This is a genomic window from Pseudonocardia sp. CA-142604, from assembly GCF_050948475.1.
Classification (GTDB): domain Bacteria; phylum Actinomycetota; class Actinomycetes; order Mycobacteriales; family Pseudonocardiaceae; genus Pseudonocardia; species Pseudonocardia alaniniphila.
The window spans coordinates 7,475,057-7,489,103 of the sequence record NZ_CP192045.1; the positions used below are offsets into that span (position 1 = coordinate 7,475,057).

Here is a 14,047-nt window from a genome sequence, read left to right on the forward strand (position 1 = left end):
GATCGTCGCGAGATCGGGTTCTGCGCCCTCGCAGGGGCCGAAACACGGATCTCGCGGTCACGACACGGGCTGCTCTTCCTCGACCACCGCGCTCGCGGACCTCGGCGCACGCCAGAACGCCATCCTGTCGAGCACGCGGTCCCTGAACACGATGGTGTGCAGCAGCACGCCGGCCAGGTGCGCCGCGAACACCAGGTACAGCAGGTAGGCCGCAACGATGTGGGCGCGCAGCAGATCGGCGAACACGGTGATGTTCTGTGGCGCGATGTCCGGCAGGTACAGCGATCCGAAGTGCACGATCGGCTCGCCGGACGCGGACACCATCGCCCAGCCGATCAGCGGCTGAACCACCAGCAACGCGTAGAGCAGCCACTCCGAGTACTTCGCGGCAAGCCGGTCGACTCGGCTCATCCCGGGCGGGAACGGCGGCGGCACGTGCGTCAGCCGCCAGCAGATCCGCGCCAGGGCGAAAACGAGGATCGCGATACCCAGCGGCTCGTGAATGGTGACCAGAAATCGGAAGTCGGCGATCGAGGTCACCATGAAGACGCCGATGAACAGAATGGCGATCACCATCACCGCCATCGTCCAGTGGAACGCTCGCGCTACGACGGTGAACCGCGCCGGAACCGGCGGCTGCTCAATTCTCATGATCCACCTTGTGGACGTCGACCCGGCTCGGCTGCGGCGGCGTGACGGTGACCTCGCTCGGGGAATGGGGTTCGCCCGTCCTGCGCTGGTAGGACTGCGCGTACACGGCGGACCGCGCGGCGAGCAGCGGGTCGTCGGACAGCGCGATCCCGTCGGGCAGCACCGTCGGGTCGAAGTTGACGTCCCGCGCGTTGCCGGGCGCCTCGGTCTGCAGCGAGTGGATCGTGAGCGTGCCGACGTCGACCTGGCGTCGGTCGGCAGGCCACGCCGTGGTGGCGTCGTTCGTCGGGTCGCCGGGTTGACCGACCGTGATCAGGAACCGCCAGCGCATCGGGCCCTGCTCCAACTTGTCGATCAGCGCATCGAACAGGTAGTCCTTGCCGGGCGCATGCGCAGTGCCCGACACCGTCTGGATCGGCCCCTCCGGCATCATCGTCCAGCGCACCGGCACGGTGACGCCCGCGGAGTTGGTGAAGCGGAATGCGTTCAGGCCGTGGTACGGGCTGTTGTAGAGGCCGGTCGACGGGGGCGTCTTGCTGATCACCGCCATGGCGCGCGCGGTCTCGGGGTACTTCGACAGGAACGCTGCGACCTTCGCCGGGTCGGGCTGCCCCGTGCCCGGCACCGGTTCGGTGGCCAGCAGCCGCTCGTAGAAGCCATGCGGAACGCGGTCGGTGAACACCGGCACGTTCACCATCGCGGTGCGCCACTGCTCACCCCCCGTCATGTGGAACAGCACGCCGAGACCCCGGACCGCGGCGTTGCTGTCGGCGGCGGCGGGCATCCCGCCGGAGATCGAGAAGCGCGCTGTCACGGGAGTGGTACCGGTCTGGAAGACGGTCGCCTTCGACAGGTCGGTGCCCGCGCCGTTGCTGGTGAACAGCCCGGTGGCGCTGACGCCCTTGGCATGGTTGCGGCGAAACCCATCGTGCTTGCCGAACACCTGCTCGAAACGGTCGACGAACCTGGACGTCGTGAGGGTGTCGGGCGTGAACCAGCCACCGGCGCCGAGGAAGGCGCCGACGTTCACCGCACTGATCCCGCCGACGGCAGCCAGCCCGAGCAGCATGGTGCGCCGGCTCAGCGGCGTGCGGCCGGTCGGAGGTCCCTCGCCCGATGGCTCGCCCGGTGGAGCCGGTGGCTCCGTTCCGCCGCCCATCCGCTCTCCTTTCCTGCCTTCCCCACCAATTCTCGAATCGCGACCGAAATCGCTTTTCGCGCGTTTCCCACACCCACCACTACTGTACGTACAGGCCTACCCCGGAACGGCCGGCCACGGATCGAACTTGTCCAATTGTTAAGAATTGGCCCGCCGACCTTGATCGCTCACCGCACACATCCGGTGACCGCCGCACACATCGCAGGACGTATGTGCGGCGGCCATCCGGTATGTGCCGTCACGTCAGGATGAGGACGACCAGGCGGGTTCCCGCCAGGGCCACCGGGATTCTCCGGTTCACCCGGAAGCCCGTTGGGGCGGCGTAGCCCTCCGGGATCAGGACCACTGCCGTTCCGTCCGGCTCCAGCACTCGGCGGATCTCTCGACCGAGCAGATCGGGGCTCCGGGCCAGCCGTCCCGACGGTTCGACCACCCGGCCCCACGGCGGGTTCAGCAGTACCCGCTGGACGGAGCCGGTCGCGACGGGCAGCGCAGCCGCATCCGCGCGAGCCCACCGCACGGGCGTGCGCTCCCCGTTCCGGGCAGCGGCGGCGAGCGCCCCGGCATGGAGGTCCACGCCCATCGCCACCGCTCCCGCGTGGGCCGCCTCGATCGCGAGGGTTCCTGCTCCGCAGCACGGGTCGAGCACGCGCTCGCCCGCCGCGACCCCGGCAAGGGCCACCATCGCCGCAGCCAGTGGCGGATGCAGCGTTCCGGGCACGCCGGCGACCTTCCAGGTGCGACGGTGCAGCGGCCGCGCCCCGACCCGAACGGCCACCGTCGCGCGATCACCGACGACCGTCACCCGCCAGGTCAGACCGCCCTCCGGTGGGCGGGCCCCAGAGCGTCGCGAGTGATAGCGCAGCCGCAGCCGGCGGGCCAGCACCGCGCCGACGGCGTCCTCCACGTCGAACCGGCTGAACGACCTGCGCCCCAGGAACGACGCCGAGACGTTCACCGAACCGCCCGGCGGCCCACCACACCGAGCCCGCAGCGCCAACGCGGCGCTCAGATCCGCAGCCGCGACCGCCCGCGCCAGCCGCGCGAGGTCACCCCGAGCTCGCCCGATGCCGTCGACCTCTGCGCCGACGACGAACACGTCATCGGCCGTGGCCAACGCCGTGACACCGGGGGCGGCCGTCTCGGACGTGACGAACCGGACCTCCCGATGCCCGGTGGCCACCACCTCCCCCAGCCTCCGCCTGCCGATCTCGGCGGCCACCAGGTCTTCGATTCCACGCACGCTTCGCGCCACAAGGCACGCCCCAGCACGCACTGCCCATCTCCCACGCCGCGACCCGGGGCGGCAACAAGCCGTCCCGCATCGCCCACGGCGGGGTGCTCCCCGTCGACCGCAGGCGGGTCAGTGACGTCGGAAGAAGAAGCTCATCGGGCGGGAAACTAGATCAGCCGAGCAGGCTGCGCGACCGGATAAACGGGCGAAGCGCGAACACCGTCAGACCGGCTGTTCCGGATCCAGCGCCTCCAGCCGGACCAGCGCTTCTTCGCGCCCCAGTTGAAGCTCTTCCCGGTAGTCGAGGCGCCGCTCCCGGCGGTCGAGCTGCTCCTCGCGCATCTCCATCGCGAGTTCACGCTGGTCGAGCTCGCGGGCGCGGTCTTCGACCTCGCGACGCACAACTGCGACCCGGCCCCACGCCGCCTGGAGCGTGCGTGACTCGAGTACGCCGATCACGATCGCGAGTCCCACCAAGATGAGCCCGCCGACGACCGCCACCATCACGAGCATTCCGACCACCCGACCCTGTGAGAGGAGGACCAGACCTGCCCTACAACATCATGTTACGTTCCGACTATCCGATATGCAATTTCAGATCGCAAGGTCGTGTCGGCAGCAGATGACGGACCTCGTGATCGCCACTCGCCGTGCGAGATACGTAGCGACCGTGTGAAGGACGATAGCGGCCGAGTGACAGGAGACCCCCGGGATAGCGGGGCCTCATGCATGTTGACTAGGCTGTCCAGGTGATCGGGCGCCTGACGCCCACAGGGCACGCGGTCGGAGTGGCGGGCTACCGCGGCCAAGTCGACCTCGACCTGGCCGGCCGCACTCCACCCCGCAAGCCCTCGGGTAACACGTTCGATCTAACGGCGATAGTGAGGTCGTCCGTCGACCTCTTGCGGGTCGATATTGCAAAGTGCGGTTCAGCCGGCGGTCGGTGTGGCCGCGGCGGCCGCGCGTAGGTGGAAAGGATCCTGCGGGTGGGCGCTGACGGCAGGGACAGCCGCGAGCAGACCGATGCTGTCCCGGGCCTGAGTCCGACTGCCGCGCGCAGGCGTTTGGGCACGGCGCTACGTGAACTGCGGGAGACCACGCAGCTCACGCTCGACGACGCGGGCAAGCCTCTACAGCGGTCGGCAGCGACGATCAGCCGCCTCGAGAACGGCAAGGTGAAGCCCCGACTCATCGACGTAGGGGTGCTGCTGGATCTCTATGCCGACCGCCGCCCTGACATCGTCACGGAAGACCAGCGGAAGCGAGTACTCGAACTCGCGACCGAGAGTCGCCGCGAGGCGTGGTTCAGCCCGTTCCGCGATGTGCTGGCCGGGTCGATGATCTCCGACCACATGCGTCGCTACGTCGAGTTCGAGACGGACGCTTCGCGCATCGAGTCGTACGAGCCGGACGTGGTCCCAGGACTACTTCAGACGGAGAGCTACATCCGGGCCATCGCGGAGAGCTACTACAGAGAGAACTCACCGGAGCAGCACCAACGGTTCGTCCAGTTCCGCCTCGCCCGTCAGAACGTCCTGAGACGGCGCGAGGAGCCGCTGCAGCTACATGTCGTGCTGGGCGAGTTGGTGCTCCGGCGCCCGATCGGCGGCCCCGAGGTCATGCGTGAGCAGCTGTCTGCCATCGCTGATCAACTCCGGAACGGCCTCCCCAACGTGACGATCCAGGTCGCCCCGGCGTCCCTGCTGACACGCGGTGCGATCGGTGGTCCGTTCGTCGTCATGTCCCTAGCGGACAGCCAGGACAACGACCTGGTCTACCTGGAGGGCCGCTCGGGCGCCGAGTACCTGCAAGGCGCGGACGACCTCACGGAATACCGAGCCCTCTTCCGCGACCTCGCGTCCTCCGCTCTCGATCGCGAGGCATCCCTGGCGATGCTCGAGGAGGTGGTCAAGACCCTGGAATAGGTCACATCTCGGCAACGCCCACGTCGACATCCGGCAAGCGCTTCCCGCGGACCGGATGTGGGAACGTCTGTGCCAAGTAGACTCTCCTCACCCATGTGAGGAGGCCTTGCGTGCCGCATTCGGAGACACCCGAGGACGACCTGTACATCCGCAGCTCCTTTTCCACCCAGGGGAACTGCGTCGAGGTCGGGAGTCGCGACGACCATGTCGTGGTGCGCCACAGTCGACATCGGGAGCAGGGCACCCTGGTGTTCTCGCAGTCCGAGTGGACGGCCTTTGTCCTCGGGGTGAAGCACGGCGAGTTCGACTCCCCCTCGCCGGCGTAACCCGCCCTGTGACGGGGTGCCTCAGGCCGGCTCCAGCTCCGGCGCTGCGCGCAGGTCGCCATCCATTTCCGCGCTAGCGGCGTCCAGCGGCACGCCGGACGGGTCCCGCAGCACCAGGGTCGCGAGTATCGCCAGCACGAAGCACGCACCCGCGAGCAACGTGGTGACCCGCAGGCCGTAGGCGCTCAGCACCAGCGGCGCGAGGAGAGCACCGATGAACGCACCCACCTTGCCGAGGCTGGACGAGATCCCGTGGCCGGTGCTCCGCGCCGCGGTCGGGTAACACTCCGCGCTCAGCAGAATCAGGCCCGGATTCGGGCCGAATGCGGAACCGAAGAGGGACAGCCCGAACACCACCGCGAATGGCGCCACCGTATCCGTCAGGCCCGGGATCGATGTGATCAGCAGCATCGATGCGGCACACAGACAGAGCCCCAAGATCTGCAGCGTGGTTCGTCGTATACGGTCGATCACGGCGAGCCCGACCAGCGCACCGGTCACTCCGAAGCAGATCACCAGTAGGGCGTTGATCGCCACGTTCGTCACATTGTCGGTTGCCGGCGAGATGCTCTTGATCAGCAGCGGCTGGCTCACCGAGTTGCCGTAGGACGCCACGTCGTAGAAGAACCAGCTCACACCGGTACCCACCAGCGTGATGAGAAATATCTTGTTCCGGAGCATGCCGCTCAATGCGAGCTTTACGCGAGCCTGGCGGGAGACCATGTCGATGCCGCTTCGATCCGAGAACGCTGAAAGATCATTGGCTGCCTGCGTCCTGTCGCCGGCCACGCGCAACGTCCAGCGCGGCGATTCGGGCATGTGCCTGCGGTTCCAGAGCACGATGATTGACGGAATCGCGCCGAAACCGAGGATGAGGCGCCACGCCAGGTCAGATGGCGCACCCGCAGCCAGGATGAGCAACGACACGAGATACGCCGTCATCTGCCCGAGTACGTAGAACGCGAACGACAGCCCCACCAACCTGCCTCGATTGAAGCGGTTCGCGTACTCCGTCATGATCACGCCGGACGCGGGATAGTCGCCCCCGATGCCCAGGCCGAGGATGAACCGGGCAATCAGCAACCACGTGAAGTTGGGTGAGACGGCGGAGAGCAGCGCGCCGACCACCATGATCGCGGCTTCGAGCCCGTAGATGCGGCGCCTGCCGAGCAGGTCGCCCAACCGTCCGAAGAGGAACGCGCCGATCGCGGTGGCCAGCAACGCGGAGCTACTCGCCAGCGCCACCTGACCCGCGTCAAGCCCGAACTGTGGTCTGACCAGCAACATCACCGTGCCGATGACGTTGAGGTCGTAAGCATCGGTGAAGAAGCCCGCGCCCGCCGTGATCGCTGCCCTGAAATGGAACAGGCTCAGTGGCGCATCGTCGAGGGCTTCCTCGATCGGATCGGATATCACCGGCACCGCCCTGTCACGGCGGGCTGATCGCATCATCTGCAACTCCATACGCCAGACACAACTCGGCCGGAGTCAACAATCCAAGACGCCCTTCGACGGAAATGCCGCCCGAGCATGGCACGCCGGTGAATTCCGAGGAAACGCTGCCGACCCACGCACGGACAACTCTACCCGGTTCCCCAGAGTGGCCGAAGCCATACTGTGTGAATGACTATATATGACAGAAGCCGCCGGTTGAGCCTACGGTAGATCTGATTATCAGAACGTCTCATCAGTCCGTTGCCCACGATTCGTCCCGATCAGCAGAATCGTCGTGAACCAGCTCGACAACGAGGAAGGAGTCGGTCATGCCGCGCGTTCTTTTTCTGGGGGACGTCGTCGGACCTGATGCAGTTGATTACGTCTGCGAGCGGATTCCGACGCTCCGCCGGGAGCGGCGGGTGGATCTCGTCGTGGTCAACGCCGAGAATGCACTGCGCAGCGGCCCGCAGATCCGCACGGGCTTCGGCATGAGCCAGGACGTCGTGCGACGGCTCGTCGAGTCCGGTGTGGACGTCATCACCAGCGGGAACCACGCCTGGGACGGCGACGTCGCCGAGGTGGAACAGGTCCTGGCACATCCCCGCGTGCTTCGCCCGGTCAACATGCCCGCCGGGGTTCCCGGCAAGGGGACGATCGCGCTGTGCGTCCGCGGCCACACGATCACGGTGGTCAACATGATGAGTAAATCCGCGGTGGTCGAGGCCCAGCCGATGTTCCAGCGCTGGCTCGACTACCCGGGGCGCGTCGACCCGCTCTGGCCGGCCTGGGAGGCCGTCGATCGGCAGGGCGCCACCATCGTCGACTTCCATGGCCTGGTGATCAGCGAGAAGCAGGCGTTCGCCTACGCGGTGGACGGCCAGGCGGCCGCCGTGCTGGGCACCCACACCCACGAGGCCACCCACCATCTACACCTCCTCCCCCACGGCACGGCGCTGGTCACCGACGTGGGGATGACCGGACGGCTCGGCGGCGTCACCGGGATCGCCCCGGCGCACTGGGTGGCCACCTTGCGGGGCGAAGACATCACCGACCTCCCGCCCTACGAACTCGCCGACGGACCCATGACGCTCGGCGCGGTCGTGGTGACGATCGACGGAAACCGGTCCACGGCGATCGAGCGGGTCAACTGACCCCTCGCGGTTCCATGCTGGTCAACAGGTCGGCGAGCTTAGGGTCCCATGGGCCGTCTCCCGGAAGGTCGGGGAGAGCCCGCCGCCCGAGGAAGATCAACGTTTGGGGCCGCACAACCGGGCCCAGCACGGCTCCCGGTCCCGATCTGCTGATCATGAACCGCAAGGGGACCATCTCCGACAGGCCACCGGCTCACCGCCACCGGTGATCGTCATTTGGGACCACACAGCCGCGTATGGCCCGGCTCCCGGTGCCCAAACGCCAATCATGGACGGGCACCAGGCAGGGAGCCCAGGAAGGCGGGACCGACCGGCCGCCCGGAAGACGATCGACATTGAGCCAGCCGCCCGCATCGGGAACGGTCCCCGGTCCTAACTCGGCGATCATGGACACCGGAGGGCCGTCCCCGGCGAGCCACCGGCTCACCGGCATCGATGATCATCCTTTGGGACCACACAGCCGCGTACCGCCCGGTTCTCGGCCCCCAAACGCCGATCATGGTCGAGCACCAGGCCCGACTGCCCCGCAAACCACCAGCCGACCCGCCTGCCGAACGATGATCACGATTGGGGCCTGCGCTCCGGTGCACAGCACGATCCTCAGTCCAAACCAGCCGATCATGGACGCCGAGGGGCCATCCCCAGCCAACCGGCTTACCACCAGCGGTGATCGTCATTTGGGACCACCCAGCCGCGTATCACCCGGTTCCCGACCCCCAAACGCCGATCATGGACGGCCACCAGGCCGGGAGTCCAGGAAGGTGGAGCCAACCCGGCCGCCCGGAAGATGATCGACATGAGCCCGACGCCCGCGCCGGGCACGGTCGCCGGTCCCGACCCGGCGATCATGGACACCGGAGGGCCGTCTCCGGCGAGCCGCCGGCTCACCGCCACCGGTGATCATCATTTGGGACCACACAGCCGCGTATGACCCGGTTCCCGACCCCCAAACGCCGATCATGGTCGAGCACCAGGCCCGACTGCCCCGCAAGGCACCAGCCGACCCGCCTGCCCAACGATGATCACGGTTTTGGGCCCCGCGCTCCAGTGCACAGCATGGTCCTCGGTCCAACCAGTCGATCATGGACGGCCACCGGGGCCGACCGCCCAGCAAGGCACGAGCCGACCAGCTCGCCCTCTGGCGAAGATCAACGTTTGGGGCCGCACAACCGCGCCCGATACGGCTCCCGGCCCCGATCTGCTGATCATGGACAGCAAGGGGACCATCTCCGACAGGTCACCGGCGCACCGCCGCCGATGATCGTCATTTGGGACCACACAGCCGCGTATGACCCGGTTCTCGACCCCCAAATGTCGATCATGGTCGAGTGTGTGGCCCGCCGCCCAGCGAGGCAAGGGCCATCCCGCCCGCCTCCCGACCGTGATCATCGCTTGGGGCCGCACAGCCGGGTCCCGCCCGATTGCCGGTCCCCAAACGCCGATCACGGCCCCGGGCCGACCGGCCCCGCAAAGCCGAGCCGACCTGCCCGCCCCGACGATGATCGACTTCCACACAAGGTTCTCGCTCGGCCTGCCGATCATGGACAGCAGCGGGGCCGTCTCCCAGCGGGGGCGCCGGCTCGCCACACGATGATCACCAGTTGGGACCGCGAAACCGGGTACTGCCCGGTTCCCAGTCCCCAAACGCCGATCATGAGCGGGCACCGGGACGGCCGCCCAGCGCGATGGGCCATCCCGCACGCCTCCCGACCGTGATCACCGTTCGGGACTCCACAACCGCGTACCGCCCGGTTCCCAGTCCCCAAACGCCGATCATGAGCGGGCACCGGGACGGCCGCCCAGCGCGATGGGCCATCCCGCACGCCTCCCGACCGTGATCACCGTTCGGGACTCCACAACCGCGTACCGCCCGGTTCCCGGCCCCCAAACGCCGATCATGGGCAGGCACCGGGCCGCCCACCCAGCGCGATGGGGCCATCCCACCCACCTCCCGACCGCGATCACCGTTCGGGACCACACAACCGGATCCCGCCCGGTTCCCAGTCCCCAAACGTCGATCATGGACTCACCCCCGCGCGTTGATCACCGTTCGGGGCCGCACACCCGCGCCTCGCGCGGTTGCCGCTCCCCACTTGCCGATCACGAGCGCCGAACCCGGGTGCCTTCCCCGGGTTCGCCCTGAGCACGCGAGCACCTCGAAACCGATGAGTCCGCGCCGCCCACGTGGTCTACCTGTCATGGAGACGAGAACGGGAGAATCCACAACTCCGCTGGCCAAGGGCCACGTCGCCACGAGGCTCCCGGCGCAGGATCTCGGCCGGGCGCGGGCGTTCTATGCGGAGAAGCTGGGCCTCGAGCCGGCGGAGGAGCGGCCGGGCGGGCTGCTGTACCACTGTGCGGAGGGCAGTTTTGCGCTGTTCGCCTCCTCGGGAGCTCCGTCGGGCTCGCACACGCAGATGGCGTGGAGCGTCGACGACATCGAGACGACGGTCGCCGCGCTGCGGTCTCGCGGCGTCGTGTTCGAGGTCGTCGACCTGCCCGGCACCACCGCCGACGGGATCACGACGGTCTCGGGCAACTATCCGAGCAAGGGCACCGGCGAGCGGGGTGTCTGGTTCCGCGACAGCGAAGGCAACATGCTCGGTATCGGGCAGTCGATCAGCTGACGGGCGCCTCCGGCGGCACGAGCGGCCCCCGGCGCTCGGACGTACGGAGCGGCACGCGGCCATCCGACGCCATCCGGTCTGTCGACGGCGGAACGCAGCGCCAGGCGACCGACCTTAAGGTGCCGTGCGGCCATTCGACGCAGTGCCTGCCGACCAGATGGATCATTGCCCTCCCATTCGTCGACGGGGATTTACCGCGCGGCACACCGAGCGCAACCTGGATTCTCAGGTTCCGTGTGCTGGAAGCACCGCGAAGTTAGCGTCCGGCGCCGTGAAGCGAGTGGTGGTCCGTGCCGCGTGGGTGACGGCTTTCGTGGCGCTGCCCCTGGTCCCGCTGATACTCCTGGTCGGCGTCCGCGCCGAGCTCGAGCTGGAGGTCTCGGTGGTGCTGGGGCTGGTAGCGCTCTCGGCCCTGTTCGGCGTGATCGTGGTGGCGTCCCGGTTGCGATCGCTCACCAGAGGGCTCGGGATGGAGCAGCTCCTGGTGGTGCACCGCTACATCGGCCTGGTGCTGCTCGGTCTCGTGCTGGCCCACGTCCTCGTGGTGGTGCTCGCCAACCCTGCCCGCAGCATCAAGTACCTCGACCTGGTGCACGCCTCGCCGGGCATGCGTGCCGCCACCATCTCGACCCTCGCACTGATCCTGCTCGCCCTCACCGCCGTGCTGCGCCGGCAACTGCGGCTGCCCTACCAGGCGTGGCGGATCATGCACCTGATTCTCACCGCGACGGCAGTCGGTGGCGCCGCACTGCACGTGGTCCTCCTGAACAACCTCTTCCACGAGGACGGGGCGCGCTCCTGGTTCGCCGCTCTCATCGGAGCGCTGGTTGTCATCCTCCTTGTGCGATGGTGTTTGCGTCCGTTGCTGGCCGAGCGCGGCGGATTCCGTGTGCGGGGCATCCGCCCGGAGTCGGACGACGTGAGCACGCTCGTGCTCGCACCCACGGGCTGGCGCCGCAGTTCCCGCCGCGACGCGCTGGCGTTCGCCCCTGGTCAGTTCGCCTGGCTGCGCCTGCGGCGCTGGGGCCTGCTCAGCGATCACCCGTTCACCATCGCATCGGGCGCCCGTGCCGACGGCACACTCGAATTCACCGTCCGCCACATCGGTGACTACACCCGGACGCTGGGCCGTCTGCGGCCCGGCACCCGGGTCTTCCTGGACGGGCCGCACGGCTCGTTCAGCGTCGACCACATGCGTTCCACCGGGCTCGTCCTGCTCGCAGGCGGGGTCGGCATCACCCCGATGATGAGCATGCTGCGCACCCTCGCCGACCGCGGCGACCTGCGCCCCCATCGCCTTCTGGTCAGCGGCCGCTCCCCCGACGACCTGTTGTTCGCCGAGGAGTTGGAGGATCTCAAGGCTCGGCTCCACCTCACGGTCGTGCCGACCCTCACCCAGCCCTACCCGGGCTGGACAGGTGCCACCGGCCGGATCGACGCGGAGATGCTCGCGACGGTGCTGCCGGGCTCGTTCCGCCGCAACCAGCTCGACTACTTCCTCTGCGGTTCCGGCTCGTTCGTCAACGGAATGATCACCACGCTCGACGATATCGGCATCCCTCGCCAGCGGATCCACACCGAGCAGTTCGACACGGTCTGATCGCCTCGGCGAGCGGACCTGAATTCCGACCACCCGACAACCGGGAAATCATGCCGGAATGGGTGACAGCCGCATCGGCATCGGTTCCGTGCAGCATGATGACGCCGTGGAGCTGCGCAACCAATTGATCGTCGAAGGCTCATTCTTCGACGGTTCCACCCCGACGGTCGAGGCGTTGCCATGACCGGGCGATCGCTGCTCTGGGCCGTGATCGCACTCGCCGCGGTGCTCACGCTGATCACCTCGGCCTGCGGAAGCGACGGGCGCACAACGACCGGACCGAGCCCCACCGCGCCGGCGTCCGACCTCGACACGAGACTGCGCCCGATCATCACCGAAGCGATGAGGGACATGTCCGTACCGGGCGCGGTCGTCCTGGTCCGTACTCCGGCCGGCCAGTACCTGGAGGCGTTCGGCACGCGCAGACTCGGAACCGACGACCCGGTGGAGGTCGGCGACCACTTCAGGATCGGTTCGAACACGAAGACGATGACCGGCACGGTGGTGCTGCAGCTGGTGCAGGAAGGCCGGATCGGGCTGTCGGACCCGGTGGCGAAGTACCAGCCGAGGGTGCCGAACGGCGCCGACATCACCATCGCGCAGATGCTCGACATGCGCAGCGGGCTGTACAACTACAGCGAACTCGAATCGTTCAACCGCACGATGGACGAGGACCCCGACAAGGTCTGGCAGCCCCAGGAGCTCGTCGCTCTCGCCCTGACCCAGCCGCCTTACTTCGCACCCGGCCAGGGCTTTCACTACTCGAACACCAACACCGTGTTGCTCGGGATGATCATCGAACAGATCACCGGGCAGAGGCTCGAGGACGTTTTCCAGGAACGGATCTTCACCCCGCTCGGGCTGAAGAACACGGTGTTCCCGCCGCTCACATCGAATTCCATCCTCGACCCGCATCCGCAGGGCTACCTGTTCGGCACGAACGTGGCCACGCTGGCCGATCCCGCGCTTCCTCCCGACCAGCAGGCCGCCGCCCGCGAGGGCACCCTCGTGCCCAACGACGTCACGGACATCAACCCGTCGTGGGCCTGGGCGGCAGGCGCGGCGATCTCCTCAGCGGAGGACCTCGCCACCTACGTGAAGCCGCTCGTCACGGGTGGCCTGCTCGATGCCGCAACGCAGAAACAACGCATCGACAGCCTTCCGCCGCCCCCACCGGCGAACGGGATCAGCGCCTCGTACGGACTCGCCCTGGCCAGGTTCGGACCGATGATCGGCCACGACGGCTCATTGCCCGGATACCAGTCGTTCATGGGCTACGACCCCGACGGCGACAACACGCTGATCGTGCTCACCAACCTGCAGGCCGCACCCAACGGCGCCCAGCCGGCGAACGAGATCGCCAAACGCATCATCGCCAGCTCTGACCGATGACGAGCCCGTCATCCGCGGGGCGTGGCGTACTCGACGAGCTCGGCCCCACCCGGCCTCGCGTCTGCCCAGGAGCCTGCCACGTCCAGCACTGCGATCGCCGACGTCTTCATCTCCGGCGACTTGCCGGTGAGTAGCTCGACGAGGTCGGCGAGGCCCGGGTTGTGCCCGATGAGGACCGCCGGTCCGACACCGTCGGGAAGGTCTCTGACAACGGCGAGCAGCTTCCTGGCCGACGCCTCGTAGACCCGTTTGTCGAAGACCGGGTCGGGCGCCTTGCCGAGCTCGTCGGCCACCAGCGCCCAGGTCTCGCGGGTCCGGGCCGCGGGCGAGCACACGACCGCCCGGGGTCGGCCGATCCGCTTCCGTAGCCAGCGACCCACCGCGGGCGCGTCCCGGCGGCCCCGTTTGTTCAGTGGCCTCTTCTCGTCGGGCACGCCGTCGGGCCACGCCGACTTCGCGTGCCGGACGATCACCAGCCGGTGGGAGTCGTCAGCCATGTCGCACAACCTGTACCAGCAGTTCCGCGGTCATCTCGATGAGTGTTC

General features: G+C 68.0%; 13 protein-coding genes. 7 read left to right on the top strand and 6 right to left on the bottom strand.

The features are described from left to right. Positions 1–57: 57 nt before the first annotated feature. The 4 genes from ACQPZQ_RS33840 to ACQPZQ_RS33855 all read right to left on the bottom strand — a co-directional run bounded on the left by ACQPZQ_RS33840 (position 58) and on the right by ACQPZQ_RS33855 (position 3,557). Positions 58–651 (bottom strand): cytochrome b, encoded by a 594-nt coding sequence (locus tag ACQPZQ_RS33840; RefSeq protein ID WP_433287640.1) that lies wholly within the window; start codon positions 649–651, stop codon positions 58–60. Then, a complete protein-coding gene (locus ACQPZQ_RS33845) occupies positions 641–1,810 on the bottom strand; it encodes a catalase family peroxidase (RefSeq protein ID WP_433287642.1) in 1,170 nt (389 codons plus the stop codon). The genes ACQPZQ_RS33840 and ACQPZQ_RS33845 overlap by 11 nt, the downstream gene beginning before the upstream one ends. A gap of 238 nt (positions 1,811–2,048) precedes the next feature. After that, positions 2,049–3,053, bottom strand: a complete 1,005-nt coding sequence (locus ACQPZQ_RS33850; protein ID WP_433287644.1) for a methyltransferase domain-containing protein — start codon at positions 3,051–3,053, stop codon at positions 2,049–2,051. Positions 3,054–3,266: 213 nt separating this feature from the next. After that, positions 3,267–3,557: a hypothetical protein gene (locus tag ACQPZQ_RS33855; protein WP_433287646.1), complete on the bottom strand. Its 291-nt coding sequence runs from the start codon at positions 3,555–3,557 to the stop codon at positions 3,267–3,269. Positions 3,558–4,030: 473 nt separating this feature from the next. On the opposite strand from ACQPZQ_RS33855, the gene ACQPZQ_RS33860 reads away from it, so the two are divergent. Both ACQPZQ_RS33860 and ACQPZQ_RS33865 read left to right on the top strand, forming a co-directional pair. After that, a complete protein-coding gene (locus ACQPZQ_RS33860; protein WP_433287648.1) occupies positions 4,031–4,969 on the top strand; it encodes a helix-turn-helix domain-containing protein in 939 nt (312 codons plus the stop codon). Positions 4,970–5,079: 110 nt separating this feature from the next. Beyond that, on the top strand, positions 5,080–5,295 hold the full coding sequence (locus tag ACQPZQ_RS33865; protein WP_433287650.1) for a DUF397 domain-containing protein: 216 nt from the start codon (positions 5,080–5,082) through the stop codon (positions 5,293–5,295). Between the two features lie 21 nt (positions 5,296–5,316). Here ACQPZQ_RS33865 and ACQPZQ_RS33870 read toward each other — a convergent pair whose 3' ends face one another. After that, the gene (locus ACQPZQ_RS33870; RefSeq protein WP_433287652.1) at positions 5,317–6,759 is read right to left on the bottom strand and encodes an MFS transporter; all 1,443 of its coding nucleotides are present in this window, start codon (positions 6,757–6,759) and stop codon (positions 5,317–5,319) included. A gap of 299 nt (positions 6,760–7,058) precedes the next feature. Here ACQPZQ_RS33870 and ACQPZQ_RS33875 point away from each other — a divergent pair, with 299 nt between their 5' ends. The 5 genes from ACQPZQ_RS33875 to ACQPZQ_RS33895 all read left to right on the top strand — a co-directional run bounded on the left by ACQPZQ_RS33875 (position 7,059) and on the right by ACQPZQ_RS33895 (position 13,502). Next, positions 7,059–7,883 (top strand): YmdB family metallophosphoesterase, encoded by an 825-nt coding sequence (locus ACQPZQ_RS33875; protein WP_433287653.1) that lies wholly within the window; start codon positions 7,059–7,061, stop codon positions 7,881–7,883. A gap of 2,198 nt (positions 7,884–10,081) precedes the next feature. Next, positions 10,082–10,510 (top strand): VOC family protein, encoded by a 429-nt coding sequence (locus ACQPZQ_RS33880; protein ID WP_433287655.1) that lies wholly within the window; start codon positions 10,082–10,084, stop codon positions 10,508–10,510. Between the two features lie 271 nt (positions 10,511–10,781). After that, positions 10,782–12,110 carry a ferredoxin reductase family protein gene (locus ACQPZQ_RS33885; RefSeq protein ID WP_433287657.1) on the top strand — a complete coding sequence of 443 codons (1,329 nt, stop codon included), beginning with the start codon at positions 10,782–10,784 and terminating at the stop codon, positions 12,108–12,110. Between the two features lie 58 nt (positions 12,111–12,168). Beyond that, complete coding sequence (locus tag ACQPZQ_RS33890) at positions 12,169–12,294, top strand: hypothetical protein (protein WP_433287659.1); 126 nt, start codon at positions 12,169–12,171, stop codon at positions 12,292–12,294. Beyond that, positions 12,291–13,502 carry a serine hydrolase domain-containing protein gene (locus tag ACQPZQ_RS33895; protein WP_433287661.1) on the top strand — a complete coding sequence of 404 codons (1,212 nt, stop codon included), beginning with the start codon at positions 12,291–12,293 and terminating at the stop codon, positions 13,500–13,502. The genes ACQPZQ_RS33890 and ACQPZQ_RS33895 overlap by 4 nt, the downstream gene beginning before the upstream one ends. Before the next feature lie 8 nt (positions 13,503–13,510). Here ACQPZQ_RS33895 and ACQPZQ_RS33900 read toward each other — a convergent pair whose 3' ends face one another. Beyond that, a complete protein-coding gene (locus ACQPZQ_RS33900; RefSeq protein ID WP_433287663.1) occupies positions 13,511–13,999 on the bottom strand; it encodes a SixA phosphatase family protein in 489 nt (162 codons plus the stop codon). Positions 14,000–14,047 lie beyond the last annotated feature (48 nt).

What these genes read in the sequence shown, in the direction of transcription:
- ACQPZQ_RS33875 (WP_433287653.1), top strand. Translation starts at nt 7,059, where the DNA reads ATGCCGCGCGTTCTTTTTCTGGGGGACGTCGTCGGACCTGATGCAGTT.
- ACQPZQ_RS33880 (WP_433287655.1), top strand. Translation starts at nt 10,082, where the DNA reads ATGGAGACGAGAACGGGAGAATCCACAACTCCGCTGGCCAAGGGCCAC.
- ACQPZQ_RS33855 (WP_433287646.1), bottom strand. Translation starts at nt 3,557, where the DNA reads ATGCTCGTGATGGTGGCGGTCGTCGGCGGGCTCATCTTGGTGGGACTC.
- ACQPZQ_RS33840 (WP_433287640.1), bottom strand. Translation starts at nt 651, where the DNA reads ATGAGAATTGAGCAGCCGCCGGTTCCGGCGCGGTTCACCGTCGTAGCG.
- ACQPZQ_RS33870 (WP_433287652.1), bottom strand. Translation starts at nt 6,759, where the DNA reads ATGGAGTTGCAGATGATGCGATCAGCCCGCCGTGACAGGGCGGTGCCG.
- ACQPZQ_RS33890 (WP_433287659.1), top strand. Translation starts at nt 12,169, where the DNA reads ATGGGTGACAGCCGCATCGGCATCGGTTCCGTGCAGCATGATGACGCC.
- ACQPZQ_RS33900 (WP_433287663.1), bottom strand. Translation starts at nt 13,999, where the DNA reads ATGGCTGACGACTCCCACCGGCTGGTGATCGTCCGGCACGCGAAGTCG.
- ACQPZQ_RS33895 (WP_433287661.1), top strand. Translation starts at nt 12,291, where the DNA reads ATGACCGGGCGATCGCTGCTCTGGGCCGTGATCGCACTCGCCGCGGTG.
- ACQPZQ_RS33845 (WP_433287642.1), bottom strand. Translation starts at nt 1,810, where the DNA reads ATGGGCGGCGGAACGGAGCCACCGGCTCCACCGGGCGAGCCATCGGGC.